The organism is Paraburkholderia sp. BR13444 (assembly GCF_040948755.1).
Taxonomy (GTDB): Bacteria; Pseudomonadota; Gammaproteobacteria; order Burkholderiales; family Burkholderiaceae; genus Paraburkholderia; species Paraburkholderia youngii.
On the sequence record NZ_JBFPKM010000001.1, the window covers coordinates 415,189 to 440,773 of the forward strand.

The 25,585-nt window shown below is 64.8% G+C and carries 22 protein-coding genes and 1 pseudogene; 9 read left to right on the forward strand and 14 right to left on the reverse strand.

Annotated elements, in window-relative coordinates; all coding sequences use genetic code 11:
• Positions 1 to 117 precede the first annotated feature (117 nt).
• Complete coding sequence (locus AB3X95_RS01775) at positions 118 to 540, forward strand: type II toxin-antitoxin system HigA family antitoxin (protein WP_176119965.1); 423 nt, start codon at positions 118 to 120, stop codon at positions 538 to 540.
• Positions 541 to 713: 173 nt separating this feature from the next.
• Here the strand turns inward: AB3X95_RS01775 and AB3X95_RS01780 are convergent, their stop codons facing one another.
• Together AB3X95_RS01780 and AB3X95_RS01785 are read right to left on the reverse strand one after the other, a co-directional pair.
• A complete protein-coding gene (locus AB3X95_RS01780; RefSeq protein ID WP_368620524.1) occupies positions 714 to 2,099 on the reverse strand; it encodes an undecaprenyl-phosphate glucose phosphotransferase in 1,386 nt (461 codons plus the stop codon).
• A 36-nt stretch (positions 2,100 to 2,135) separates the two neighbouring features.
• Positions 2,136 to 2,870: a Crp/Fnr family transcriptional regulator gene (locus tag AB3X95_RS01785; protein WP_062123840.1), complete on the reverse strand. Its 735-nt coding sequence runs from the start codon at positions 2,868 to 2,870 to the stop codon at positions 2,136 to 2,138.
• Between the two features lie 222 nt (positions 2,871 to 3,092).
• On the opposite strand from AB3X95_RS01785, the gene AB3X95_RS01790 reads away from it, so the two are divergent.
• Positions 3,093 to 3,335: a hypothetical protein gene (locus AB3X95_RS01790; RefSeq protein WP_176119963.1), complete on the forward strand. Its 243-nt coding sequence runs from the start codon at positions 3,093 to 3,095 to the stop codon at positions 3,333 to 3,335.
• 164 nt (positions 3,336 to 3,499) lie between these two features.
• On the opposite strand, the gene AB3X95_RS01795 is transcribed toward AB3X95_RS01790, so the two are convergent.
• Genes AB3X95_RS01795 through AB3X95_RS01815 form a run of 5 tightly spaced genes read right to left on the reverse strand, consistent with a single transcriptional unit; the run spans position 3,500 to position 9,863 of the window.
• Positions 3,500 to 6,148: a glycoside hydrolase family 2 protein gene (locus AB3X95_RS01795; RefSeq protein ID WP_368620525.1), complete on the reverse strand. Its 2,649-nt coding sequence runs from the start codon at positions 6,146 to 6,148 to the stop codon at positions 3,500 to 3,502.
• Between the two features lie 15 nt (positions 6,149 to 6,163).
• Positions 6,164 to 7,237, reverse strand: a complete 1,074-nt coding sequence (locus tag AB3X95_RS01800; RefSeq protein WP_368620526.1) for a DUF1839 family protein — start codon at positions 7,235 to 7,237, stop codon at positions 6,164 to 6,166.
• Positions 7,234 to 8,307, reverse strand: a complete 1,074-nt coding sequence (locus tag AB3X95_RS01805) for an amino acid--[acyl-carrier-protein] ligase (protein WP_368620527.1) — start codon at positions 8,305 to 8,307, stop codon at positions 7,234 to 7,236. The genes AB3X95_RS01800 and AB3X95_RS01805 overlap by 4 nt, the downstream gene beginning before the upstream one ends.
• Positions 8,308 to 9,615: an acyl-CoA dehydrogenase family protein gene (locus tag AB3X95_RS01810; RefSeq protein WP_368620528.1), complete on the reverse strand. Its 1,308-nt coding sequence runs from the start codon at positions 9,613 to 9,615 to the stop codon at positions 8,308 to 8,310.
• Positions 9,612 to 9,863: an acyl carrier protein gene (locus tag AB3X95_RS01815; RefSeq protein WP_176119958.1), complete on the reverse strand. Its 252-nt coding sequence runs from the start codon at positions 9,861 to 9,863 to the stop codon at positions 9,612 to 9,614. The genes AB3X95_RS01810 and AB3X95_RS01815 overlap by 4 nt, the downstream gene beginning before the upstream one ends.
• Positions 9,864 to 10,231: 368 nt before the next feature.
• Here AB3X95_RS01815 and AB3X95_RS01820 point away from each other — a divergent pair, with 368 nt between their 5' ends.
• Positions 10,232 to 10,765, forward strand: coding sequence for a GNAT family N-acetyltransferase (locus tag AB3X95_RS01820; protein ID WP_176108731.1), 534 nt, complete (start codon positions 10,232 to 10,234; stop codon positions 10,763 to 10,765).
• Between the two features lie 9 nt (positions 10,766 to 10,774).
• Here the strand turns inward: AB3X95_RS01820 and AB3X95_RS01825 are convergent, their stop codons facing one another.
• Positions 10,775 to 12,244: an oligosaccharide flippase family protein gene (locus AB3X95_RS01825; protein WP_368620529.1), complete on the reverse strand. Its 1,470-nt coding sequence runs from the start codon at positions 12,242 to 12,244 to the stop codon at positions 10,775 to 10,777.
• A 456-nt stretch (positions 12,245 to 12,700) separates the two neighbouring features.
• Here AB3X95_RS01825 and AB3X95_RS01830 point away from each other — a divergent pair, with 456 nt between their 5' ends.
• The 5 genes and pseudogenes from AB3X95_RS01830 to AB3X95_RS01850 all read left to right on the forward strand — a co-directional run bounded on the left by AB3X95_RS01830 (position 12,701) and on the right by AB3X95_RS01850 (position 18,494).
• Positions 12,701 to 14,563 (forward strand): alpha/beta fold hydrolase, encoded by a 1,863-nt coding sequence (locus tag AB3X95_RS01830; RefSeq protein ID WP_368620530.1) that lies wholly within the window; start codon positions 12,701 to 12,703, stop codon positions 14,561 to 14,563.
• Between the two features lie 117 nt (positions 14,564 to 14,680).
• A pseudogene (locus tag AB3X95_RS01835) lies at positions 14,681 to 15,622 on the forward strand (sugar phosphate nucleotidyltransferase); the annotation flags it as partial.
• 15 nt (positions 15,623 to 15,637) lie between these two features.
• Positions 15,638 to 16,201, forward strand: coding sequence for a flavin reductase family protein (locus tag AB3X95_RS01840; RefSeq protein WP_176120116.1), 564 nt, complete (start codon positions 15,638 to 15,640; stop codon positions 16,199 to 16,201).
• A 338-nt stretch (positions 16,202 to 16,539) separates the two neighbouring features.
• Positions 16,540 to 17,259, forward strand: a complete 720-nt coding sequence (locus AB3X95_RS01845) for a FadR/GntR family transcriptional regulator (RefSeq protein WP_176119954.1) — start codon at positions 16,540 to 16,542, stop codon at positions 17,257 to 17,259.
• A gap of 188 nt (positions 17,260 to 17,447) precedes the next feature.
• Complete coding sequence (locus tag AB3X95_RS01850) at positions 17,448 to 18,494, forward strand: Gfo/Idh/MocA family protein (protein WP_368620531.1); 1,047 nt, start codon at positions 17,448 to 17,450, stop codon at positions 18,492 to 18,494.
• Between the two features lie 32 nt (positions 18,495 to 18,526).
• On the opposite strand, the gene AB3X95_RS01855 is transcribed toward AB3X95_RS01850, so the two are convergent.
• The 6 genes from AB3X95_RS01855 to AB3X95_RS01880 form a co-directional block, all read right to left on the reverse strand.
• Positions 18,527 to 19,186, reverse strand: a complete 660-nt coding sequence (locus tag AB3X95_RS01855; protein WP_176108727.1) for an amino acid ABC transporter permease — start codon at positions 19,184 to 19,186, stop codon at positions 18,527 to 18,529.
• Between the two features lie 185 nt (positions 19,187 to 19,371).
• Entirely contained in the window at positions 19,372 to 20,166 is a 795-nt protein-coding gene (locus AB3X95_RS01860; RefSeq protein WP_184225780.1) for a cystine ABC transporter substrate-binding protein, read from the reverse strand.
• Between the two features lie 109 nt (positions 20,167 to 20,275).
• Complete coding sequence (locus tag AB3X95_RS01865; RefSeq protein ID WP_368620532.1) at positions 20,276 to 21,298, reverse strand: quinone-dependent dihydroorotate dehydrogenase; 1,023 nt, start codon at positions 21,296 to 21,298, stop codon at positions 20,276 to 20,278.
• Positions 21,299 to 21,424: 126 nt separating this feature from the next.
• Positions 21,425 to 22,270, reverse strand: coding sequence for an arginyltransferase (locus AB3X95_RS01870; RefSeq protein ID WP_368620533.1), 846 nt, complete (start codon positions 22,268 to 22,270; stop codon positions 21,425 to 21,427).
• A gap of 102 nt (positions 22,271 to 22,372) precedes the next feature.
• Positions 22,373 to 23,110 (reverse strand): leucyl/phenylalanyl-tRNA--protein transferase, encoded by a 738-nt coding sequence (aat, locus tag AB3X95_RS01875; RefSeq protein ID WP_176119951.1) that lies wholly within the window; start codon positions 23,108 to 23,110, stop codon positions 22,373 to 22,375.
• A 9-nt stretch (positions 23,111 to 23,119) separates the two neighbouring features.
• Entirely contained in the window at positions 23,120 to 23,665 is a 546-nt protein-coding gene (locus AB3X95_RS01880) for an NUDIX hydrolase (protein ID WP_018432136.1), read from the reverse strand.
• Positions 23,666 to 24,087: 422 nt separating this feature from the next.
• On the opposite strand from AB3X95_RS01880, the gene AB3X95_RS01885 reads away from it, so the two are divergent.
• Entirely contained in the window at positions 24,088 to 25,407 is a 1,320-nt protein-coding gene (locus tag AB3X95_RS01885) for a tyrosine-type recombinase/integrase (protein WP_368620534.1), read from the forward strand.
• The last annotated feature ends 178 nt before the right edge of the window (positions 25,408 to 25,585 follow it).

The following is a 25,585-nucleotide window of genomic DNA, read 5'->3' on the forward strand; positions in this document are numbered from 1 at the left end:
AAGTTCGCAGTGCTGGCAATTCGGCGTGCCACGGCGATTCACTACAACAGGCAGTCGTCATTCGCGCGTCACCGATTAACGCGCCGACGGCTTTTGGACGAGGACGAATTTAAACTCATGAATGCCGATCGCCTTCCGGGACCCTTTCCCGACATTGCCGCAACCTGGACTGCGCTGAAGAGCCAGTTGCCGATCACGCCGATTCGCACCGAAGAGGATTATCACCAGATGGTGCGCATCGCAAACTCGCTGTCCGATCATCTAAGTGGCGACGAAAATGATCCGCTCGCGGATCTGCACGCGATCGTGAAGGAGCTGGTCGGTCACTGGCAAGCGCGCAACCTGACGATTCCAAAAGCGGAGCCGCGCGAGGTCCTGCGCCATTTGCTGACCACGCATGGTCTCAAGCAGAAGGATCTGGCCGGCATCGCGTCGCCGACCGTGGTCAGCGATATTCTCGCGGGGCGCCGCGCGATCAGCAAGAAAGTCGCCAAGGCGCTCGCGGTACGGTTTCAGACCGACGTCAGCCAGTTCCTGTAGCGGCGGTGTCGCGCGGCGGGTCCATCCATGATGGAGTCCGTCGCGGCTCTTTGTCTTGCGTCAACGATGGCGGCCGTCGATCGGGCCGCCGGAGTTGGCGTTTCTATTTGCAGCGCGCCGCGGCGCCGGCACGATGGCCGCCACCGTCGGAAGCGATCCGCTCGATCGCATGATCAGAACGCGTTGCGGCCGACGAAGCCCTTGAAAATCGTGATGAAGACGATCTTCATGTCGAACCAGAACGACCAGTTCTGAATATAGAAGAGATCGAATTTGACGCGCGCTTCCATCTTCTCGACCTTGGCGGTCGCGCCGCGATAGCCGTTGACCTGGGCCCAGCCGGTGATGCCGGGCTTGATGCGGTAGCGGTGCATGTAGCCGTACACCTGGTCTTTGTACAGATCATCGTGTTCGATCGCATGCGGGCGCGGACCCACCACCGACATCTGACCGAGCAGCACGTTCAGAAACTGCGGCAGCTCGTCGAGACTCGTGCGGCGCATGAAGCTGCCGAGCTTCGTCACGCGCGAGTCGTTGCGGGTCGCCTGCGTGATCTGGCCGTGCTCTTCCCGGTGCACGGTCATCGAGCGGAACTTGTAGATGCAGAACGGCTGACCATCGACGCCCTTGCGGATCTGCCGGAAAAACACGGGTCCCGGCGACGTGAGCTTGATGCCGATCGCGAGCACGACGAACATCGGCGCGAGTGCGAACAGCGCTAGCGCGGCGAACAGGCGGTCGAACATCAGCTTGGGCCACATCTGCGGCGGCGAGAACGGCGTCGCGCTCAGATTCAGCGTCGGCAAACCGACGACATCGACGATCGCATGATTGAACAGCGACAGACCGCGCACGTCGGGAATGAAGCGCAGATTGACGAAGTCGTGTCTGAAGGTGCGCGTGAAGCGATAGATCGTGTGTTCCTCGCAAAGTGGCAACGCGAGCCACACTTCGTTGACGCGTTCGTCGCGCACCTTCGTCGCGAACGCTTCCAGATCGGTCAGCACGGGCAGGCGGGCCAGACGCGCGCCAGAGGCGTCGCGGCCTGCCACGCTAGTGTCGAACACGCACACCGGTTTGAAGCCCGCTTGCGGCGCATGCTCGAGATGCGCGAGCAGCGTGCGCGCAAAGCCCGGTGCGCCGACGATCGCGACGGTGCGCGCGTTCATCCCGCGGCGGCGCACGAAGCGCAGCACCACGTGCATGATGCAGCGGGTCGCAATGATCAGCGCGCCGGAGAGCAGCGTCGAATATCCGAACCATAGGCGCGACACCGCATCCATCCGATGCAGCGTGAACGCGAGCACGAGCGAGGTCGCGACCACCACGACCCACGCGGCGGCGATTCTCGCGAGCACTGGCGCAATCGCCTTGCCGCGCCACGTCTCATAGGTGCCGAAGCCCGGAAACAGCAGCAGAACCAGCACACAGTTGAACGCAATCAGAAGGCGCTCGGTATCGCCTAACGCGATTGGCGCGGGAAAGCGGATCCAGTGGGCTAGCAGACCACCTGCAATCACGAAGAGCACGTCGAGACATCGAGAAGTAGCCCTAAGCATAGGCAAATCGACCCCGGTCATCGAACGGCGTCCCGCTTATTCGACGGTCTCCGCCTGGCGCAGGCGCGGCAGCAGACGATCGAATTCGCGTTTCACGAGGCCGTAGCATTCGCACGCGCGGTCTTCGAGGCCCTTGCGGTCGAGCACCTTGATATGACCGCGGCTATGATGGATCAGGCCTTCGTCGTGCAGCTTGCCGGCCGCTTCGGTGATCCCTTCGCGGCGCACGCCGAGCATGTCGGCGATCAGCTGCTGCGTGACGGTCAGATCGTTCGACGCGACGCGATCCACTTCGATCAGCAGCCAGCGGCACAGTTGCTTGTTGAGCGCGTGATGGCGATTGCACGCGGCGGTCTGCGCGACCTGGGTCAGAAGCGCGTGCATATACAGCAGCATCAGGCGGCGCAGAAAGTCGGACCGCGCGAACTGCTGCTTGAGCGCCTGCGCGCTCATCCGGTAGGCGAAGCCCGCGCATTGCACCTGCACGCGGTTGGGCATGGTTTCGCCGCCCGTCAGGACCGGCACGCCGGTCATGCCTTCGCGGCCGACCGCGGCGATTTCGACGGAGCTGCCGTCTTCCATCGTCGAGAGCATCGAGATGATCGCGGTGGTGGGGAAGTAAACATGATGGATCCGTTGACCCGAGTCGCATAGCAGTTGCTCGGTGCGCAGATGAACCAGTTCGAGGTGGGGCGCCAGCGCTTGCCATTCGTGCGAAGGCAATGCGCCCAGCAGATGGTTACCGTGCAAATCGGATTGAAGTGTCAACATGATCGGTCCTCGCATGAAAGCCGCACCGCGCGCGACTCTCTCCGTTTATTTGATCCGATGCCCGCATCCTCGGGACAGGGCTGCCCGGCGGGCAGCTAGGATGACCAGCATCGGCCCCGTTATAGGCCTGTCTGCCACCGCCTCTGTTGTTGCGCTCGTGTGCGGTGGCACTCTGTTGCGTGAAGGTAATAGCGAGGACCGTGCCAACATCAGGGAAAACGTGTGCTGATGCGGCGCAGCGAACAAAACTGGAGTGCGTCGGGAGGGGAAAAGCGGCTTTTTGTTTCAGTTCTGCACACCCCCTCCGGATGGGGAATGCATCGTATGAAAGCTTTGGGTTTCGGGGAATCCCTTGATATCAAAGGCTTCACGGCCAAAAACAGCAGGGCTGTCGAAGCTGTCTCAGATTTGAACCTGGCGCCGCATGCACGTTTTGAAGCGCTCGACCTGAAGTGTCGGAAATGATTCAGAAGTGTTAAATGAAGTGCGTCCGCTGTCGCACACTAAGCCTTTCAGAGCCGCTAACAGTCGCGTTCGAGCCAACAGTGACTGCGCGGAGCAGACAGTTCGAGAGGTGCGAAGCGGGCTCTGGCGCGCCTCGCGGGCCTGCGACTAGTTCGGAACCACCACTAGCCGTAAAAGATGGCGGAAAGCGCATTGATCGCGCGGACTTCCCCTTGGGGCGCCGCGCTTGTTTCATCCACTTTAAAGGCCGCGTTTGATGCAGAAGCAACGACTTCTTGCGGCGACGCGGCGAACGCGGTCGGCGACAGCGGTTCGAGCGGATGCAGCGGCACGATACAGCGCCGGTTCGGCGCGAGATGGAACCAGTCGCGCGTCGCGCGATAGTGCGGATCAGTGATATGAACGAAGCGCGCAAAGCGCTTCGTTTCGATCGCGAGCTGCCAGCCGTTGCCGTCGCCACGACGTTCGACCTGAACGGTCATACCGAGGTCATCTCGCGCGTGCACGCTACGCTCGGGCAGATGAAACGCCTCGGACACGATGTCGCCGCTCGCGGCATCGTATAGCGTTGCAATCGTGACATCGTGCGCGCGCGGGCCGAAGCGATACGCATGCGTCAGGTCGAAGAACTGGCCGAGCAGCGCGGCCGCGCTGATGCGTTGCAGGCTGCGCGGCGCAAGCGTCAGCGCGCTGCGCGCGGACGTGACCTTCACGCTGCCGTCGCGCAGACAGACCAGTTCGAGTTCGCCGCTAAACGTTTGCGCGCGCTCGTTGATCAGATGGATATCGAGGCCGTTCAGGCCTTCGTCGGTCAGCGTGACCTGCAACGGCTGCAGTGTCTGCGCGAAGCCGTGCAGCGCGCTTTTCGGCCGTCCCGTCGCGTCGATCACGCCCCAGCCCGCGCCCGCGCGCAGATCCTGGAACTGCCACACGAGGCCGCCGCCGCACGGTGAGCCCGCGCGCCGCCACTCGGCGAACACGTCGCTGATCAGATCGGCAACCACCGCGCGCGACAGATCCAGATAGCGCGCCGTGTCTTCATAGCGCAAGCGCGCCGGCTCGACGCCGTAAAGCGCCTGCAGATAGTGATCGCGCACGTCGTCGAAATCCCAGCCTGCGCCAGCATCGCGCGGCACGGCGGCTTTCCAGCGCGGGTCGTGCGTGTGGATCGTGCCGAGCGCGTCGTGCAGCGTCGCGTCGTCGGGGACGTTGGCGAATGCCAGGCATTCGGCGGCGAAGCGCACTTGCGCGCGCCGCACGTCGGCGAGCGGCCGCTGATACGCGCCGACGCCGTAGTAGTGCGTGACGCCCTCGTTAGTCGAAAACGGCCACGCGCCGCCCGATGGCGAATTGCTGACATAGGGCACGTCCGCGCGTTCGCGCGCGACGAGCGCGGGCAGCAGCTCGGTAAACAACGGTTGCGCGCGCCGCGCCGCGGGCAGTCCGAACATCGCCGCCTGCTGATCGACCTCGCTGCCCCCGCACAGCACCGCCAGCGACGCGAAGCGACGCGTGCGGGTCAGGAACTGGCTCGCTTCACGCTCGATCAGTGCGCTGAATGCGGCATCGTTCGGGTAGTCGAAATTCGCCAGCGCGAAGTCCTGCCAGATCAGCAGGCCGTACTCATCGGCGAGGGCATAAAACAGATCTGATTCATAGAGCATCGTGCCGCCGACGCGCAGCATGTTCATGCCGGCGGCGCGCGCGAGCTCGAACGTATGGCGCAATTGCGCTTCGGTGCCTGCTAGCGTGACGAGATCGGCGCTGGTCCAGCACGCGCCGCGACAGAACACGGGCACCTCATTCACGCGCAAGGTAAAGCCCGCAGCATCGGCGCCGCGATCCACTTCGATGAGACGAAAGCCGATCGAGCCCAGAGATTGGCTGATCACGTTGCCGTCGGCGAGTTGCAACGTCAGCGGATATAAAGCGGGCTCTCCGTGCGTGTGCGGCCACCAGCGTTTCGCATCGGGCACGCGCACGTCGCCGGTGAGTGTATATGCATCGTGCCATTGCAAACACGAAACATGGTTGCCGCACGCGAGTGTCGCGCGGCAGGCAGCGTCGTGGGGGTGTACGAAACGTAACGTCAACGAAACAACCCCATCGTCGTGCTCGAGCCGGCTGGTCAGATCAATCGTGTCGAATGCGTGCGGCGCGTCGCCGAGCATCTCGATCGGACGCCACGGCCCGACCGCCTGGATCGACGGACACCAGCCGGGCATGTGGCCGAGCAGCGTGGTGCGCACGTTGCGAAGCGTCGGCGGCGAGACGAGGCGCGGCCGCCAGCGCGCACGGGAGCGTTTGGCCGCCAGCGCCGGCGTCAGCGAGCGAAAGCACAGCACGAGCGTCGCACGGCCATTCAGTTCGATATCCACATCATGGGCGATGAACATCGATGCGCAATCGAGCCGCTTCACATCGTCGAGCCACACTTGCGCGAGCGTCGCGAGTCCATGAAAGCGCAGGCGGCGCCGACCGGTGCCGATCAGCGTGACGCGATACCAGTGATCGTCGAACGCGAGCGGTGGCGGGTGATCGACATCGAGCAGACCGGCGGCGCGCCGCGCGCTCGCGACGGTGCCGGGTACGGGCGCGGCGAGCCAGCCTTGCGCGGGCAGATCGGCCGGTGACGCATAGGCGTTGGGTGGGGTGCTCAGACAAGCCCAGCCGGTGTCGAGCCGTTGTGGCCATAGGGAGAGCGCGCCGTCCGCGCGCGGACGGCCGGCGCCGCTCTCGTCAGCCGCCGGATCGAGTGTCGATACATCCACGGTCAATTCCCGGAAAATCCGCGCGGCGCGAAGCACGCGCATCAACGCATCAACGCATTAGCGCACCAGAGCGGCTAGCGGCGGCAGCGTTTGTTCATAGGCGCTTTCAAGCACGTCGAAGCAGTCTTCGCAGCTATCGCGGCGTCCCCGCGCGAGCGCGCGAATCAGCCGGAACTGCATCACCATCGATTCCGACGCGATGCGCTGCGCGGCGGCCGGTATCGTCGGCGGCATCTCGAAGCCTTGCGCGCACAGCCACTGCAGATACTTCGACAGAAACTCGAAGTTCGCACCGAGCTGCCGCATCAGATTGAACGAGTACAAATGGAAGTACGCCTCGTCGCGCTCGAACAGCGTATCGAGATGCGCGGGAAACGCGGCACGCCATTGCGAAATCGGATTGCTCAATGGACGCCGCTCCAGATGCGCGCACAGCAGTTCCGCCGACGCCTCCGCGAGCGCGGTGCCTTCGAGCGCGGGCCGCGCCTGCTTGGCGAACTCGACGTACGGAAACAGCAGATCGGGCTGGCCGGTGAAATGCGGCAGCTTGCGAAACACGCCGTCGTAGTCGTCGCCTTCGAGCTGGTGGTAACCGGTGTTGTGGAAATAGCCGAGGCGGCGCGCGGCGGTATCGACGAAGTCGATGCCGATCGTGGTCTTCGGATGCTCGCTGCGATACGAGGTCGCGCGCGTATCGGGCAGGTAGTAGCCGTCGACTTCGACCAGCACGGTGTGGCCGCGCAAGGTCTGCGCGAGCACGCGTTCTTCGAGCGAATCGTAGATCGCGAGCTCCTGCACCTTAGTGCCATACAGCCGTTCGAGATCATCGAGCGGAAACTTGAAGAACGTGAACTGATCGCCTTCGAAGTCCTGCGTGACCGTGAACGCGAGCGCCGCGCGCGGGTCGAGCCCGAAGCCGTGCAGCAGCTCGATCCACAGATCGACGTAGCAGTTGGTCTCCTGCCACACGCGTTCGCCCTGATGCAGTGCGTGCGCTACGTGCTCGCGCAACTGCGTGCCGGCACGCGGCGCCGCATGGGTCGCCTGATGCGTCGGCGGATCGCCTGCGCGTCGCGGCAGCGACGAGTTGGCGAGCGAGCCGGCAAGCGCCGAAGTCGGCGATGAGTTCATGCGCGCTCTCCGGCGACGGCTGCGGTTTGCATAGATTGCGCCGCCTGCAGCGCATCCGCGACACGGCTCCCGGTATCGCCCCACAGCAGCGCGCGCACGTCGTCGGGCCACGCGTCGACGTCGAGCCCATGATGACGGAACAGCGCGAGCGTGATGCGTTCCATGCCGAAGCCGACACATCCCGTATGCGCGGTCGTGCCGTCGTCGCAGGCGATCTTCCAGATCGCACCGAAGTGGTCCATGTGATAGTTGAACGACAGGCAGGCCGTCTTGCCGCGCGGATCGGCGACCGCGATCAGCAACTCGAACTTGAGCGCCTGCGCGCGCTGGCTATCGGCGACGATCTTGCCGCCGCGGCCGAAGAACGGATCGTTCGCAAGATCGACTTCGACGGGCAAGCCCAGCAGCTTCACGAGCAACGAGCCGCGCTCGATCCACATCTGCCGGAACGCCATCACCTGCTCGGGGCTGCCGAGACGCACGTATTCGCGTTGACGGAACATTTGCATCCGGCCCGGATCGAGCGACGGCTCATGGCGGAAGCAGTACGACAGCACGTCGATCGTGCGGCCGCCGGCGGGCAGGGCGCCGCGCCGCGCCATCACCGGATAGATCGGATAGCAGGCGGCCGGCGTCAGCACGACGCGGGTCGGTTTCTGTTGCGCTAGCCACCCGTCGCCGCGGTCGTCGTCGCTGTCGGCCATCGCCTCGTCGAGCGCGCGCAGCAGACGGTGATGGCCCATGTCGTCGCCGCAGAACGCATGGATGGTGCCCGCGAGATTCGGAAAGCTCTTCAGGTACTCGCTGTCCTCGAAGTCGGTGCGGCGCATCGCGGGCGGAAAACGCAGTACTTCGGCTTGCTGATCTTTGCCGAGATGCGTAATCGCCACGTTCAATCGATCGATCACGTCCTCGAAAATCTGGCTGCGGCCGTACAGTCCGTTTTCGCCGGTGTCGATCAGCAGGCCGGCTGCCAGCATCTCGTCGCGCAGCGTGAGCGAAGGCCCCACGTCGGTGGTGGAGGCCGCCGCGGCAGTGGCAGCAACGGCGGTATCGGTCATCAGCTTCATTCAGGGTCTCCCCGGCGCGGCAGGACGTTGCGCGAGCAGCAGACTCGCGGTGTTCTGCGCGATACGGTCGTTATTGATCATCAAGGGCGCCGAGTGCAGGTCGCGCAGATGGCGGCCGACGCTATAAGGTGTGCCGTTCTTGTAGCCCGCCATGCCGCAGATCATCAGCACTTCCTGTACGACCTGCAGCGCGGTGCTCGAAATGCTGGTCTTCAGCGTGTTCATGTCCGACGCGAAACCGAGCATCGCCGCGAGCGGGGCGTCCGCCTCAATCGCGCCGTCGCGCGCCTGATGCGCGGCGCGCGCGGCCTCCAGTGCAACCGACAGACGCGCCTGCATCATCTGCAGCAGCCCGACGGCTTCGGCTAGCCGCAGGCCCGCCGGCGGCATGGTGCCGGGCTTCGCGCGCGCCTGCGCGCGGAAGAACGCTTTCGCTCGATTGACCGCGTCGATCGCGATGCCGGTCCACACCGACGCCCACAGCGTGTGCGACACGGGCAGCATGGTCTGATCGGCGATGTCGGCGAACGGCGTCGCAAGAATCTGTTCGGCGAGTCCCGTCGCGACGAGCCGGAAGCCCTCGCTGCAGGTGCCGCGCATGCCCATCGCGTCCCAACCGCCGCGTCGCTCGAGCTGCGTTTCGGCGCGCAGCGCGACGATCAGCACCTGGTCGGACGCGGCCGCTTCGGCGGTGCGCCGCGCGGTCACGAGGATGCCGTCGGCGTGCGCGCCGTACGAGATCGTCGGTGCCAGCTTCTCGATCCGGAAACGCGCGCCATCGAGCTCGACCGAGCACGCGCTCGTACGCATGTTGCCGCCGATCGTCTCTTCCGATGTCGCCGACGCGAGCAGCCATTGCTGCTCGGCAAGTTGCGCGAGCAGGCTCGCTTGCCAGGCCGAATTGCCGCGATGAGAGTCGATGCACGCGACCTGAATCTGATGCATCGCATAGATCATCGCCGTCGATGCACAGCCCTGGGCGAGCGTTTCGCAGATCGCGCCGATATCGGCAAGCGACAGGCCCGCGCCACCGTAGGCGGTCGGCACCATCGCCGATAACAAACGCTCGGCCTTCAGCGCGGCGAACGCCTCGACCGGAAAGCGCGCGTCATGGTCGACAGCGTCCGCGTATTGCGCGGCGATCGCCGCGCACCGATGCGCTGCAGCACGCCATTCGGGACCGCTGTCGAGCGCGGTCAGCGCCCCGGTGGCGGGGCTCTCGCCAGCGCCGGTCCGTGCGTCGGTAGTCGAGTTCGCGGCCGCCCCGCAGGCCGCTGCGGCGGCCTGATCCAGCAGCGGCGCGGTCATGCTGCCGCCTTGGCCTGCAGCAACTCCGTCATCGCGGCGGCCATCGAGTCGATGCTCGAGAACAGGCGGCGCGTCAGCATACGGTCAGGAATTTCGACGTTGAATTCGTCTTCCATGGCAAGCATCAGATGCACGGTCGCGAGCGATGAGAGTCCGGCAGCATAGAGGTCGGCGTCGTCGGCGAGGTTTTCCACCGGGACATCCAGGCGTGCGGATTCTGAAAGGATGCGTCTCAATGCAGTTTTCATGCAGTGCTCCCCCTTATGGTCAAAGGTCTGCCGATGGGTGCCGGGATCGAATGATCGTGGGCGCCTGATTTTCGTAGGTAGGTTCGTGCGGTGCGAAGGCCGCAGTGTGTGTGCGCGATGGTGCGGTGCGGTGATGCAGGCGGGCTGTGTGAAGCCATCTGCGATACCGGGGCACGTGGTGAGACTGCGCTTCATTGGCTCGTATTTAAGAATCGGCAACCCCGAGCGTCAGTGCGATGGCGCACGGAAGCACGTCTTTCGCGCAGGCTACCGTGTAGTCGATGATGAGGGACCGTCATGGATCGGCCGGCCGTCGCGCACGGCAGGCATCGCCGGTTTCGCCAGGTATTTTGACCGCCGGGGGCGTGATGAACTGGAAAACGCTGGAGTTCGATCAGCTATCTGCACGGGAGTTGTATGTCGTGCTGCGTGCGCGCAGTGCGGTATTCGTCGTCGAGCAGTCACATGTGTGCCTCGACGCGGACGGTCGCGACGAGCACGCTTTGCATGTGTTCGCGGTCGACGACATGGCACGTCCAATGCCTGTGCTCGCCTATGCGCGGGTGCAGCCCGGCGATTCGGAAGATCCGGAAGTGACGATCGACAAGGTGCTGACGAGTCCGCTGCGGCGCGGCGACGGTACCGCCGAGATGCTGATCGAGCGCGTGCTCGAAGCGGTCGCCGAACGCTGGCCTGGCCGCGCCACGCGCGTGAGTGCGCCGCTTGGCTTGCGCGGGTTCTACGAGCAGTTCGGCTTTCGCAAAACGGAGGGGCCATACCTCGAACACGGAATGCCGTACATCGGTCTCACGCGTCAGGTGCGTGGCGCTCAGGCGCGCTTCGGGCAGCGGCGGCGCGAGCGCGCCGGCGCATCGTTCGCCAACACGTTCGAACTGTTGTGATGCCGGGGCTCAGCCTCGTGCCCGTCCGGACGACGGCACGAGACGCAGCCAGAGCCGGTAAAGCGCGGCGCGCAATTCGCTGGACCCGCGCAGCGATATGCCGAAGTTCGCTGCGCTCAACGCGAGGGCAGCGACGATCGCCAGCAGCAGCGCGTTGATCGAATCCGCGAGCGCGAGCGCGACGAGCAGAAACGCCAGATGCGCGAGCATGTTGCGCACGATCGTCCACGCATGCAGCCGTGAGAAGGCGAGCAACACCGAGTAATCGAACAGCGCCTTCAGCACGACGACGACCGCCGCGCCCATGATGCCGAACCAGTGGATGCCGCACCACAACGCGCCGGTGAAGAGCGGCAACTGAAGCCAGCTGACGCTTGCTACCGCCGCGGGATGGGTCTGCGCCTGCAACAGGCTGCCGAGGATGCTCGACTGGCCGCTCAGCCACACGCCGACGATCAGCACGCTCGCGACCGGCGCCGAGGCGGCAAGCTGCGGACCGAGCCACAGCAGCAGGAACGGCTTCAAGGCGAACAGCGCGACGATCACGCACGGCGTAAAAGCGCCATTGAGAAACGCGAGCGCGTGGTGCGCGAGCGCGTCCGCATCCTCGCGTGACGCGGCCGACAGACGCGGAAAGAGCGTGCGCACCATCGCGAGCGGCAGCAGGTTCAATCGATTGATCAGGTTTTGCGGTGTCGCGTAGTACGTGACGAAGCGCGCGCCGAGCAGTCCGCCGACGAACACGCGGTCGAGGGTCGAGGCAATCATGTTGGCGCCGGAAAACATCAGCAGCCAACGGCCGTATCGGAACAGCCCGATCATCAGGCGCCATTGCGGCACCCGCATCCGGCGAATGCCGAGCGCGCGAATGGCGGCCACGCCGAGCATCAGGCCGGCGATGAAGCGCGCGATCACCGCGGCCGGAATCACGAATGCCAGCGACGGCGAAAAGCAGAAGATCGCCGCGATCGGCAGCAGCTGGAACAGCGCGGTGCCGAGCATCTGGTTGATGTTGTAGCTCGCGAAGCATTCGACGCCGGTAATCGCGCCCGCGAATACCCAGGTGACGTTCGCGATCGGCACCGCCACCGCGATCCACGGCAGGCTCGCCATCACTTCACGCTGGAACGCTGGCTCGATTTTCACGCCGTAGTTGATGTAGACGATGGTGCCGGCATAAATCAGCGCCCCGCCGATGATGCCGGTGCCGAAATTCATGAACCACGCACTCCAGAAAATCGGTTCGATCGAATCGTCGTTGGTCGCGCGCGCCTTGGCGATCTGGTTTTCCGTCGCGAGGCTGGTGCCCAGATCGAGGACGCTGAAGTAGCCGATCAGCGCCCACACCAGATTGATCACCCCATAGCGCTCGGCGCCCAGCAGATGAATGTAGGCCGGCACGGTCACGAGGGACACGAAGGTCGGCGCGACGGCTCCGGCAAAGTTGATGAAGATGTTCCTGACGATGCTTCGTTCCATGGTCCCTTGTCCGGCCGGTGACGGGCGAGCCTATCGTATGACTTTCCCGTCGGCGCCGTCGCAGGTCTTGCATCTTGCCCCCAGGCGCCGCGTGACTGTGTGGGTGGCCGTACAGATGGCCGCGATCGTAGGGAGTTAAATGGCAATGGTCATAGGGTCGCGTGGTGGTTGGCCACGAGCCTTGGCGTCGCGCGCGGGCGCGCCCGCACCTTCTCCTTCACCTGATGCTCGCGGCACGCGCACCGCAGCCGCCGGCATTCAATACAGCGCATGAACGACGCGATCAGCCGCGTTTCGGTCCCTGCGCGGGGCATGCTGCACTGCACAGCATGCTCATCGACACACACGCGAGCCCTGCTCGATTCGGAGCCCAAACCAATGTGGAGGGACGCACATATGGGCGACAGCGCCTTTGTTGTAATCGCATGAAAAGGAAGAAAACGTAAGGAGCGGACAGTGAGACCCATCGTCTTCGACGGCAACTTCGGCTGGTTGCATTCAGCCCACGGCCCGGATGGCGTTGTGATGTGTTCCCCGTTTGGCTATGACACGCTGTGCACGTATCGCGGCATGCGCCGGCTCGCCGAGCGCCTCGCCGCCCGCGGCATACCGGTGCTGCGCTTCGACTACCCGGCGAGCGGCGATTCGGCCGGCGATCCGACCGACGCCGGCCTGTGGCGCGCGTGGATCGACAGCGTCAAACAGGCGGTCGCGCAGCTGCGCGCGGCGACCGGTGTCGAGCGGGTCAGCTTGTGCGGTCTGCGTCTTGGCGGCATGCTGGCCGCGCTTGCCGCGCAGGAACTCGGCGACGTGCACGGTCTCGTGCTGATGTCGCCGGTGCTGTCGGGCAACACTTATCAGCGCGAATTGCGCGCGCATTACCGGCAATGGTTGAACGATCCGGCCGCGATGGATTGCGTGGTCGAGCCCGATACCGACGAGTTCGTCGAAGCATACGGCTTCCGCATGTATCGCGACACGCTCGAGAGCCTGCACGCGGCGGATCTGTATCGCGCGACGAGCCGGCCGGCCGCGCGCGTGCTGCTGCTCGATTCACTGAACCCCGTGCGCACCGGCGCGCTCGCCGCGCATTACAGTGAACATGGCGTCGAGCTCGAGCTTCACCCGTTCGACGAATACAGCCGCTTCATGATGGAGCCGCTCGAAAGCGAAATACCGCACGCCGCGTTCGAGACCATCGAGAACTGGCTGCTCGCGGGCAGCACGCGAACCAGCCACGCGGTAGCGCGCGTGCCCGAGCGAGGCGAAGAGCCGGCGGGCGGCCATTATGTCGCGCCGACGCTGCACGAGACGCCGGTATGGCTGAACGACGGCAAGGTGTTCGGCATCTACTGCCGGCCCGACGGCGCCGCGGCGGCGCACGCGCCGGCGGTGCTGCTGCTCAATACCGGCGCGGTGTCGCGGATCGGCAACGGCCGTTTCGGCGTGCATTTCGCGCGGCGTCTTGCCCGCCAGGGGATCGCTTCGCTGCGCATCGACGTCGGCGGTGTCGGCGACAGCATGCCGTCGTGCGACACGCTGAGTCTCGACGCGCTGTACTCGCAATCGAGCGCCGCCGACGCCGCATGCGCAGCGCGCTGGCTCGTCGCGCGCGGTCATGCGGGCGCGGTGCCGGTCGGCATCTGCTCGGGCGCCTATACCGGCCTGCATGCCGCGGCCCGCGAACCCGCGGTGGTGGGCGCGGTGATCGTCAACGTACAGAAGTTCAGATGGCACAACGTCTGCGACGAACACGGCAAGCCGATGATCCCGGTGTCCGCGTTCGGCTCGACGCGCAACTACATGCGCTCGATGAAGCAGCCGGGCAAATGGCTGCGCGTGCTCAAGGGCAAGACGGGCGGCTGGGGCCTCGTGCGCGAGCTGGTGGTACGGCAGCTCGCGAAGACCGGCGAAACGCTGGCCGACCGGATCGAGCGGTTGTGCGGCCTCGAACTCGGCGCGCGGGATGAGCGGCATCTGTTCGCCAACCTCGATGCGCGGGGCGTCGACACGCACCTGGTGTTCGGTGTGCTCGACGAAGGCGTCGAAGAGCTCGAGCGCTACTTCGGTGCGCGCGGCACGCGGCTCGCGCGCTTCACGCGCATTCACGTGGCCTTTTGCAAGCACACCGATCACGCGATCCTGTCGTCGGTGGCGCAGGAAAACATCATGTCCTACGTCGAGAACGTCTATCGCGGCGGCTTCACGAAGCTGCGTCAGCCCGACAGCACCGCGCTCGACGGCGAACTGCACAGGCAGCACCCGGAACACGATGAGCATCGCGGCCCGGGGGCGTTGCGTCCGTTCGGAGAAGCATAGGGGAACACGCGGCGGACAGAGGGGCACGCGCGTACGACCAGAAACGATTGCGACCACGAGGCACCTGCTGGCGTCATGCCGGCCGGTGAACAGGAGTTGGATTCGAGAGGATCGCAAATGAACCGAATAGTAGAGCCAGGTAATCCGCTGGCGCCGGGGGCTCGAGCCGCCGCCGCGCTTCACGAACTGACCGTGCAACCGGTGATTCTCGTGGGCGACTCCGGTACGAGGCCGTGGCCGCTGTCGCGCGAACGTAATTCGAAGCAACTGGCCGGTCCGATGGACGACCGCTCGCTACTCGAAGAGACGCTGCGTTGGCTCGACGATGCATTCGACTCGGCCGCGCACGACGCGGCCCGTACCACGCTGTCCGCCGCGCCGCTGGTGGTCTGCCGCGACGAACCGCGGCTGCCTGCGCTAGAGCGAGTCGAGCGGCGGTACCGCAAGCCTGCGCGCTTGCTGCTCGAACCGATGGTGCGCAACACCGCGCCGGCGCTGAGCGTCGCGGCGCTCGCCGCGCGCGCGTCGGCTGTGGCTGGCGACGATCCGATCCTGGTCGTGCTGCCCACCGATCATCCGGGCGCCGATCACACTGCATTCGGTGCGGCGCTCACCGAGGCGCTCGCACATGCCTCGCGCGGCGCGATCGTCGCGTTCGGGTTGCCACCGCAGCGCGCGGCGATCGGCTACAGCTATATCCGCACCGACGCGCCCTTGGGCAACCGGGGCGCACGGACGATCGGGCGCTTTGTCGAGAAGCCCGATGCCGAGCTTGCCGAGCGCTACTACGCAGCGGGCGAGTACTGGTGGAACTGCGGCATGTTCGTGGTGCGCGCGTCGGTATGGCTCGACGCGATCGGCTTGTGCCGTCCGCTGATCGCGGCGGCCTGCAAGGACGCATTCGCGGGAGCGAGCATCGACGATGCCGGCGCGGTGCATCTCGCGCGCGACGCGTTCGCCGCGTGTCCGTCCGACTCGGTCGACCATGCGGTGATGGAGCGCATCGGTACCGACGCGCGTCTTCTCGGCGTGACGGTACCGCTCGGCGAGGGCTGGCCGGACGTCGGCGCGCCCATGCGCGTCAATGGAGGTCAAGCCGACAAGCCAGCCGATGACGCGCGGTCGCCGTCATTCGACGAGCGGCGCTTTCGTCATGCGCTCGGGCGCTTCGCAACCGGCGTGGTGGTGATCTCGACCGGCAGCGGCGACAGTCTTCACGCGATGACCGCCAACGCGTTCATGTCGGGGTCGCTGAAGCCGCCGCTGATCGTCGTGTCGGTCGGGCATCGTGCGCGCATGCATGCGCGGCTGATGGAAGCCGAGCTATTCGGCGTCAGCGTGCTGTCGGAGGCGCAGGAGTCGCACAGCCGCCATTTCGCGGGCGAGGCGCAAAGCCGCCTCGCGCCGACTTGCGCACCGTGCTTCGCGGCGGTCGACGGCCTTGCCGGCGTCGTGCTGCTCGAGCACGCGGCCGCGCGCTTCGCCGCGCGCGTGGTCGACCGCCATCCGTGCGGCGACCATACGCTGTTCGTCGGCGAAGTGCTGGTGTTCTCGCTCGACGAGCACGCGCCGCTGCTGTTTTTCGGCGGCCGCTATGCGTCGGTGGCGGCGAGCGCGTCGAACGAGGATTCGGCGTGATGCGATTGCCATCGCATGTTGGTTCGCCCGAGCACGCAATCGCCGGACCACGTCCGTGCAAATCAGACAATTTCGTCACGCCAACGTGCGAATGCGCACTAATTAAACCGGGTAACGCAGGCACGCTTTGACGGGCGAGCTTTGAGCCTGGCGGAACAGATTGCGTTACACGAACGAAACAAATCTTCAGAGGGATAACCCTGTCAGGAAGTGTCCCAACTGGCGCATCCGTTTCGAAGCTAGCAACGTATCGGAAAACGATCCTATTTGCATAGCAGATACGTACGGGCCCTTCATTAACAGGCCACGCGGGGTCAACACCGCTTCGGGGATATGTCATGGAACACGCAAACAAGGATCGCTCGCTGGTGAGCAAAGTGATGGACGGGCTCGTCAGCGGCATCGTCGAGGAAAAGTACGGCGCGATTCTGCCGCCGCAGGATGTGCTGTCGAAGGAATTCGATGTGAGCCGCACCGTGATGCGCGAGGCGCTATCGATGCTGCTCGCGCGCGACATGCTCGACGTGCGCCCGAAGATCGGCACGCGCATCCGGCCCATGAGCGACTGGCGCATGATCGACGAGGACGTCGTCAACTGGCGTTTTCGCGCGAAGCCCGATCCGATGTTTCTGCGTGACGTGATCGAGTTTCGCATCCTGATCGAACCGCGCGCTGCGGCGCAGGCGGCCGCACGCGGCAGTGCCGCGGATGTCGCGGCGATTCGCGAGGCGTTCGAGGCGTTTCGCGTGATCCGTCCGGGGGAGCCCGCCTATCAGGAAGCCGACGAGCTGTTTCACACGCGTATCGTGATCGCGAGCGGCAACCAGTTCTTCAAGCAGATGGCCGCGATCATTCGCGGCGCGCTGTCGACCGTCACCCCGCTCGTGCATGACCGGACCGGGGTGTGGGAGGGCGCGATCGCGTCGCATCAGCGCGTCGTCGAAGCGATCGAGCGGCGCGATCCGAAGGAGGCCGAGATCGCCTCGCTGGCGATGATCGATTACTCGGCCGAGGAGATCGGCGGCCGGTTTTCCGCAGAGCCGCCGGCGCGGGTTTGAGCCTCGGTTTGAGCGTCGGTTTGAGCCTGGTTGCTTGAGTGCCTGGCCGCGACAGCGGCGGCGCGGGTGTCGAAGGTCGGTGCGCCGCTGCGATGTCGCATGGTTCGGATTGGCCGGGTTCGCCGCATTCTCAAACGGCATCGGCGACAATAGCGGCTGTTCCGAACCGCATGGACCCTCGCACAACGATGACAGACACGACAGCGGCACCGCAGGCAGCCACCGCCCAACCGACCAATCAGGCAACGCAGGACACCACTTCATCGCGTGAGATCCGTTGGGGGATCGTCGGCACTGGCCGGATTGCGCGCCGCTTTGCGCAAGGTCTCGCCTTCGTGCCGCGCGCGCGGCTCGCCGCGCTGTGGTCGCGTCGCGTGGAACCGGCTCAGGCGTTCGCCGATGAATTCGGCGGTACCGTTTGCGACAGTTTCGATACGCTGCTCGCGAGCGGCATCGACGCGCTCTATATCGCGACGCTGCAGGACAGCCACGCCGACTATGCGATCGCCGCGTTGCAAGCCGGGTTGCACGTGCTGTGCGAGAAACCCGCGTGTATCAATCGTGCGCAGCTCGAGCGCGTGCTCGAGACCGCGCGCGCTTCGCAACGGCTCTTCATGGAAGCGATGAAGCCGCCGTTCTACCCGCTTTACAGAAGGTTGCGCGAGCACCTCGCGGCCGATCCGATCGGCGAGGTCGGCCTCGTGCGCGCGGGCTGTTCGGTGCCTGGCGTGCCGGCCGATCATCCGTCGCTGTCGTTCGAGCACGCGGGCGGCGCGCTGCTCGATATCGGCATCTACGAGATGTTTCTTGCGGTGGATTGGCTCGGCGCACCATGCGACGTGCAGACCTTCGGCCGGCTCGGCGCCACCGGCGTGGATACGTTCGCGAGTCTGAACAGCCAGCACGAGCGCGGCGGCATCGCGCAGCTATTCTGCGGGCTCGATCTGCATGGCAAGGGCGATGCGCTGCTGATGGCCAAAGGCGGTCACGTGACGCTGCACGAGCCGTGGTGGAACCCGTCGCGCGCGAGCATCCGTTACGCGGACGGCCGCGTCCTCGAACTCGACGAACCGTTCGAAGGCGGTGGTTTGAACTACGAGACCGCGCACTTTTGCGAGCTGATTCGCGCGGGTGTGCTGCAGAGTCCGCTGATGCCGCACGACACGTCGCGACAGATGATCGCGATGGCCGACGCGGCGCGCGCGGCGTTGGGGCTGAAGTTCGCTGGCGAATGAGCCGCCAGGGCAAAGAAAGGAGTGCGCGGCGCTCAGTGCCGCGTCGGCAGCGACAGTCGCCGCTCGTACCAGCGCTGCGCCCACTCGAGCACCTGGCACAGCACCCAGTACACGGCCGCGGCGGCCAGATAAAGCGGCAGCGGCTGATACGTGGACGCGATCATTTCCTGCGCGCTGCGCAGCAACTCGGTCACCGTGATCACGGACACGAGCGAGGTGTCCTTGACCAGGCTGATCAGGCTGTTCGACAGACTCGGCACCGCGATGCGCAGCGCCTGCGGCGCGATCACGTAGCGCAGCGTCTGGCGCCGTGACAGCCCAAGGCTGTACGACGCGAGCCACTGGCCCTGGTGAATGCCCAGAATCGCGCCGCGCATGCTCTCGGACAGATAGGCGGCGACGTTCGCCGACAGCGCGATCACGCCGGCCGGCGTCGGTTCGAGCGAGATGCCGAAGCTCGGCAGACCGTAGTAAATCACGAAGATCTGCACCAGCAGCGGCGTGCCGCGCATCACGCTCACATAAACGCGTGCGATCCAGTTCAGCGGCCGGCTGTGGCTGATCCCCATCAGTGCGAGCACGGCGCCGCCGATCAAGCCGAAGATCATCGACAGGATCGCGAACTTGATCGTCAGCAAGGCGCCTTGTGCGAGTACCGGCAGCGATTGGAGCAGCAGGGATGTGATGGACATGGGTAGTGTTCTTATTGACGCACAAAGCGCACATCATAAACTTTGGCGCGCGTTCAGGCGCGGGTCGCGCAATGCGGCTCGGGGTATACGTGACGCGCGGTTCGGGTCCCAAGCCCCGCGCGGGCCGCATAAACGCGAAGGGCGGCATCGTAATCGATGCCGCCCTTAGTTTGACTACACGGGTGTTACTTGATCGGCTTGCTGACGTCGATGCCGAACCATTTGTCCGAGATCTTCGTGAAGGTGCCGTCCGCTTCGAGCTGGGTCATCGCATCGTCGATCGCCTTTGCGAACTGCGGGTTGCCCTTCCGGAACGGAATGCCCGACGGGTTGCCCGGGCCGACGTTCGCGCCGGTGCGCAGCGGCAGGTTCGAGTTCTTCAGCAGGTACGCGAGCATCAGACGGTCGTTCAACGCGGCGTCGAGCCGGCCGGCGGCCAGGTCGCGCAGGTATTCGGGCGCGCCCGGATAGGTCTTCACGTCGATGCCGGGCACCGACTTCGCCATGTCCATGTAGTTCGTGCCGAGACCGACGCCGAGCTTCTTGCCCTTCAGGTCTTCGAGCGACGCGAACTGGCGCGTGTCGTCTTTGCGCTGGATCAGTTGCGCGGCCGAGTACGTGTACGCCGGCGAGAAGTCGAGGGTCTGCTTGCGCGCGTCGGTGATGCCGACCTGGTTGACGATCACATCGAACTTGCCCGCCTGCAGACCGGCGATGATGCCGCTCCATTCGGTCGTGACGAACACCGGCTTCACGCCGAGCTTGGCCGCGACGGCCTTGGCGATGTCGACGTCATAACCGACCAGCTCGCCCGACGGCGCTTTCGAGTTGAACGGCGGGAAGGTGCCTTCGAGACCGACGCGCAGCGTGCCGCGCTGCTTGACCTGGTCGAGCAGGTCTTCCGCGTGCGCGGCGACGGCGGTCAACGACGCGCCGATCAGCGCGGTGGCGAGGAGTTTCTTCAGCAGGCCAAATTTCATCGTGTTCCTTTGTACGTCTGACGTTTTGACGGTCGAGAGCATAGCAAACGAGACTATCGCAATCTAAATACCGTTTGTTTATGTCTATATGCACCGCCGGTGCGGATGCTTAGCGCAGCGCCTGCGCGCATTCGGCGACGAGCGCCGGACCGCGGTAGATGAACCCAGTATAAAGCTGCACCAGTGACGCGCCGGCCGCGAGCTTCGCTCGTGCGTCTTCCCCCGAGAAGATCCCGCCGACGCCGATGATCGGTACCGCGTCGCCGACTTCGGCGCGCAGCTTGCGGATCACTTCGTTCGACGCGTCGAACACCGGCTTGCCCGACAGGCCGCCGGCTTCGTCCGCATGCGGCATGCCGGTGACGGCAGCGCGCGACAGCGTCGTGTTGGTCGCGATTACGCCTTCGAATTGGTGGCGCAGCAAGGTGTCGGCGATCGACTTGATCTGCTCGTCGTCGAGGTCCGGAGCGATCTTCAGGGCGAGCGGCACGAGCTTGCCGTGCATGTCGGCGAGCCGTTGCTGCTTGTCCTTCAGCGCGGCGAGCAGCGCGTCGAGTTCGTCGGCGCCTTGCAGCTGGCGCAGGTTCTTCGTATTTGGCGACGAGATGTTGACCGTCACGTAGCTCGCGAACGGGTACACGCGCTCGAGGCAGTACAGGTAGTCTTCAGCGGCGCGCTCGATCGGCGTGTCGGCGTTCTTGCCGATGTTCAGACCGAGGATGCCGCGATAGCGCGCGGTCTGGACGTTCTTCACGAACTGGTCGACGCCGGCGTTGTTGAAGCCCATCCGGTTGATCACCGCGTGCGCTTGCGGCAGCCGGAACATGCGCGGGCGCGGATTGCCCGGCTGCGCGCGCGGCGTCACGGTGCCCACTTCGATGAAGCCGAAGCCGAGCGCCGCCAGACCGTCGATGCACGCGCCGTCCTTGTCGAGGCCGGCCGCGAGTCCGACCGGGTTGCGGAACGTGAGGCCCATCACGGTGCGCGGCGAATCCGGCACGCGCGCGGCGAGCGCGCCGGCGAGGCCGGTGCGGCCGGCAGCGCCGAGCATGCGCAAAGTCAGATGGTGAGCGTCTTCCGCGTCCATGCGAAAGAGTTGGGCGCGAACGAGCGGATAAAGGGAACTGAACACGGGATGAAGCCGGACGGCCGGAAAATGGGAACCCGCTATTTTACCGGCTTTGGGCTTTGATGAGACTGGTAGGGCGTTGCTGGCGGCGAGCAGGGCCCGGCGACGACTCGGCGGACGGCGCTTCGGCTACGGCCTGAGCGGACCGCGTCGTCCATGCATCGGCAGATCGACCGGCGGAAAGTCGATGCTTGCCGGATCGAGCACGCGCCACTCGCCGTCGATCAAGCCTTCGAGCGGCCGGAAATTCGCCTTGTACGCCATTTTCGGGCTTTCGCGAATCCAGTAGCCGAGATACACGTACGGCAGGCTCAGGCTGCGCGCCTGCTCGATCTGCCAGTAGATGTTGTAGGTGCCGAAGCTCGCGTGCGGCAGGTTCGGCTCGAAGAACGTGTAGACCGACGACAAGCCGTCGCCGAGGATATCGATCATGCTGATCATGCGCAGCGCGCCCTGTGCTTCGGGGCGCGGATCGGGCCGTCCATCGGGACGCAGCGGCGCCGGCTCGCGAAACTCGACGAGCCGCGAGTTGATCCGGCTTTGCAGCAGGAACTGCTCGTACTGATCGCGGCTGTCGCGATCCATGCCGCCGCCTGCGTGGCGCGCCGACTGATAGCGCATATACAGCGCGTAATGCTCCTCGTCGTAATGCAGCGGCGCGACGGTCGCGATCAGGTCGCCGTGCTTTCTCCACACACGCCGCTGAGTGCGGTTCGGCTGAAAACGCTCGACCGGCACGCGCACCGGCACGCATGCGCGGCAGCCGTCGCAATACGGACGGTAGGTGAACACGCCCGAGCGCCGGAAGCCGGCCTTGACGAGATCCGTGTAGACGTCCGAATTGATCAGGTGACTGGGTGTGGCGACCTGCGAGCGCGCGATGCGGCCGTCCAGGTAACTGCAGGGATAGGGCGCCGTTGCATAAAATTGCAGCGCGGAAAGCGGCGAAAGAGGCAGCTCGTTGGGATGAGTCACGTTGGCAGCTCTCGAAGCGTCTCTGGTAATGCAAACCCGGCGCGCCTGGCGGTTGATGCCGCGATTCGATGGGCGGCGGACCCGGATTCGGCCTGATTTTTCCTACGCCGCGCGCACGAGGATTTCGAGCAGGGCGGTCTTGTCGAAGCGCCAAGGAATGGCCGGTGCGCCGACAGACGCGCGAACATGCGCGACGAACGCCTTGCGCGCTATCTCGCGGCCGCCGAGCGACGCCAGATGCGACGTGTTCTGCTGGCAGTCTATCATTTCTATTTCGTGACGTCGCAAGTGCCCGACCAGCGCGGCCAGCGCCATTTTCGAGCCGTCGGTGACGTCGGTATACATCGATTCGCCGAAGAACATCCGGCCGAGCGACACGCCATACAAGCCCGCTACACGCTTGCCCTCGAACCAGGTTTCGATGCTGTGCGCGTCGCCGAGGCGATGCAGCGACGAATAGGCTTCGACGACGTCGGCGGTGATCCACGTGCCGCGCTGGCCGCGGCGCGGCGCCTGCGCGCAGGCGCGCATCACGGCGGCGAAATCCTGATCGACGCGGATTTCCCACGCGTCGTCGCGCAACATCCGCTTGAGCGTCTTGCGCAGCGACGGCGACAGCTTGAATTCGGCGGGGCGCAGGATCATGCGCGGATCGGGGCTCCACCACAACACCGGCTGGCCGTCCGAATACCACGGGAAAATGCCGCGCCGATAAGCGTCGATCAGGCGCGACGGCAGTAGATCGCCGCTTGCTGCGAGCAGACCGGGCGCGCCGCTCGCGGCGCCGAGCGCGCGCTCGACGGGCGGAAACGGATCGTCAGCTCCGAGCCAGGGAACCATGCGCGCCGCTCAACCTTCGCGCAGGGAGCGGAAGATGTCGCCGGTATGCAGGCCGAAACTGCCGGCCGCGCGGTCGGCGAAAAAAAAGCGCAGCGTCTGGCCGACGGTTGGAAACGCGATCTCGTCCCACGGAATCTCGTGCTCCTCGAACAGCTTCACTTCGAGGCTTTCTTCGCCGGCGGCAATGTCGAGATCGAGCAGCCGCGCCATGTAGAACAGATGCACCTGATGCACGTGCGGCACGTTCAGCAGCGAAAACAGGTTCTGCACCTCGACGCGCGCGCCGGCTTCCTCGAGCGTTTCGCGCGAGGCCGCTTCGGCAGTCGTTTCTCCCATTTCCATGAAGCCGGCGGGCAGCGTCCAGTAACCGTAGCGCGGCTCGATCGCGCGGCGGCACAGCAGCACTTTGTCGTCCCACACGGGAACGGTGCCGACCACGTTACGCGGATTCTGATAATGCACGGTGCCGCAACTGCTGCATACGAAGCGCTCGCGATTGTCGCCCGGCGGAATGCTCAGACTGACGCCGTGGCCGCAGACAGAACAGAATTTCATTGGAAAGGGGACGAGAAAGGGTGATAGGAGTTTATCACCCGGGCGGGCGATTACTGAGGCGCCGGCGGGGAGTGCGCGATGGGAGGTTCGATGCGGCGAGCGCCGCCGCGTCTGACACGCTTGACAGTCGATTTTCGAATGGGCTCGTCAGATCGTGGCCACAAAAACTAAAAAGGGTTACACGCCAATGCGTTGTAACCCTTCAATGATTTCGTTGTGGTTGCGGGGGTAGGATTTGAACCTACGACCTTCGGGTTATGAGCCCGATTTAACCTGTCGAAGGATGTTGCCGGATGTTGCAGGGTGTTGCATACCGTTTAAAAATCAGCGACTTAGGCTTATAGTTTGGTTTCGTTGTTGCAGGATGTTGCCCGCTGTTGCTGGCGGGGATTGCCCAAATTGTGCCCAAATGAGTCGAAGCCATGCCCAAAGCCTCAAGCCGCGTCGAGATCACCCGTGATTTTGTTCGCACCCTTGTCCCGTCCGGAAAGTTTCAGGATTACAGCGACGCCACGCTGAAAGGCTTTGGTGTGCGCGTGACGCCGGCCGGATCGATCCAGTTTACCGTTCGCTTCCGCCGCCCGGACGGTACGTTCGGACGAAAGCGCGTCGGCAGCTATCCTGAAATGAATCCAGGAGCCGCGCGCGACGCCGCGAAAGCGGAACTGGAACAGACCCCGACCATCAGCGACACCGCCGCGACCATCGAAGAAAAGAAGCGGCGGCGCGTCGAAAGCACACGGCGCGCGCGCGGTTGTCCGACCCTCGCCGCATTCCTTGACGGCGATTACACCGCCTATTTGCAAGCGAACGGCATCAGCACGGCGAACGCCGCCGTCATCCGGTCGTCGTTCCCTGAATTTCTCGACCGCCCGCTTGATGAACTGACACCTTGGCTTATCGAGGGCTGGAAGTCGCGGGTTGCGAAGACCGGCGTCAAGGCGAAGACCATCGCGAACAAGTTGCACGCATTGCAAGGCTTGCTTCGCGTGGCGACCGACGCCGAACACATCAGCGACAACCCGGCCCGCAAGGTTAAGCGCAACGGCAAGGCAGACGTTGTCGTTCGCTACCTGTCCGCCGACGAACGCGAACGCCTGTATCGGGCAATGGATGCCCGTGAGGAAGCGAACCGCGACGCACGACACCGGACCATCGCGCACCGCCGCATGCGCAAACTCACGCCGCCGCCGTCGCTGCGGAATGTCCGCTACACCGATCACCTTCAGCCGCTGGTCGTGTGTGCGCTCAATAGCGGCTTGCGCAAGGGCGAACTGTTGGCGCTCGAATGGTCCGACGTTGACCTGGACCTTCGGACAATCCACGTCCGGCGCGGCACGACCAAGGATGACGAACGCCGTGACGTGCCCGTAACCGACGAACTTTTCGAATGCTTCGCGGCATGGCGACCGCTCGCGCATCGAACCTACGTGTTCGGCAACCGGGACACCGATGCGCCGCTGACCGACTTCGGCAACGCGTGGGATGCGTTGCTTGCGGCGGCGGAAATCACGAACTTCCGTTTTCATGACGCAAGACATGACTACGCGAGCCGCCTTGTCGCGGCGGGCGTTGACCTGAACCGCGTGCGCGCGCTGCTCGGGCATAGCGACATCAAGACCGTGTTGCGGTATGCGCACCTGTCGCCCGATCACCTTCACGACGCCGTCGAACAGGCGTTCAACGCACCGCGCCGCGAAAAGGCGAAGCACAAGGGCGCGAAACTGACCACCGAAATATAGGTAATTACCCTTAGTCTCGCAATACCACTTCAATAAACCGGCGGCACCCGGGCACGTTAAAACGAAACATCTGTGCGCCGCTGCCCCCACCCGTTCCCCTCATTCGCAAGTCCGTCCCCGTCCGTCCCCGTCCGTCCCAGTCCGCGTAGCAACTGGTTTTCGCGCCGCCATTACGTGA

Bases quoted from the DNA above. Each gene is read 5' to 3' on its own strand.
- AB3X95_RS01775 (WP_176119965.1), top strand. From the start codon at position 118: ATGAATGCCGATCGCCTTCCGGGACCCTTTCCCGACATTGCCGCAACC.
- AB3X95_RS01780 (WP_368620524.1), bottom strand. From the start codon at position 2,099: ATGCTTAGGGCTACTTCTCGATGTCTCGACGTGCTCTTCGTGATTGCA.
- AB3X95_RS01785 (WP_062123840.1), bottom strand. From the start codon at position 2,870: ATGTTGACACTTCAATCCGATTTGCACGGTAACCATCTGCTGGGCGCA.
- AB3X95_RS01795 (WP_368620525.1), bottom strand. From the start codon at position 6,148: ATGCGCGTGCTTCGCGCCGCGCGGATTTTCCGGGAATTGACCGTGGAT.
- AB3X95_RS01800 (WP_368620526.1), bottom strand. From the start codon at position 7,237: ATGAACTCATCGCCGACTTCGGCGCTTGCCGGCTCGCTCGCCAACTCG.
- AB3X95_RS01805 (WP_368620527.1), bottom strand. From the start codon at position 8,307: ATGAAGCTGATGACCGATACCGCCGTTGCTGCCACTGCCGCGGCGGCC.
- AB3X95_RS01810 (WP_368620528.1), bottom strand. From the start codon at position 9,615: ATGACCGCGCCGCTGCTGGATCAGGCCGCCGCAGCGGCCTGCGGGGCG.
- AB3X95_RS01815 (WP_176119958.1), bottom strand. From the start codon at position 9,863: ATGAAAACTGCATTGAGACGCATCCTTTCAGAATCCGCACGCCTGGAT.
- AB3X95_RS01820 (WP_176108731.1), top strand. From the start codon at position 10,232: ATGAACTGGAAAACGCTGGAGTTCGATCAGCTATCTGCACGGGAGTTG.
- AB3X95_RS01825 (WP_368620529.1), bottom strand. From the start codon at position 12,244: ATGGAACGAAGCATCGTCAGGAACATCTTCATCAACTTTGCCGGAGCC.
- AB3X95_RS01840 (WP_176120116.1), top strand. From the start codon at position 15,638: ATGCGCGTCAATGGAGGTCAAGCCGACAAGCCAGCCGATGACGCGCGG.
- AB3X95_RS01845 (WP_176119954.1), top strand. From the start codon at position 16,540: ATGGAACACGCAAACAAGGATCGCTCGCTGGTGAGCAAAGTGATGGAC.
- AB3X95_RS01850 (WP_368620531.1), top strand. From the start codon at position 17,448: ATGACAGACACGACAGCGGCACCGCAGGCAGCCACCGCCCAACCGACC.
- AB3X95_RS01855 (WP_176108727.1), bottom strand. From the start codon at position 19,186: ATGTCCATCACATCCCTGCTGCTCCAATCGCTGCCGGTACTCGCACAA.
- AB3X95_RS01860 (WP_184225780.1), bottom strand. From the start codon at position 20,166: ATGAAATTTGGCCTGCTGAAGAAACTCCTCGCCACCGCGCTGATCGGC.
- aat (WP_176119951.1), bottom strand. From the start codon at position 23,110: ATGGTTCCCTGGCTCGGAGCTGACGATCCGTTTCCGCCCGTCGAGCGC.
- AB3X95_RS01880 (WP_018432136.1), bottom strand. From the start codon at position 23,665: ATGAAATTCTGTTCTGTCTGCGGCCACGGCGTCAGTCTGAGCATTCCG.
- AB3X95_RS01885 (WP_368620534.1), top strand. From the start codon at position 24,088: ATGCCCAAAGCCTCAAGCCGCGTCGAGATCACCCGTGATTTTGTTCGC.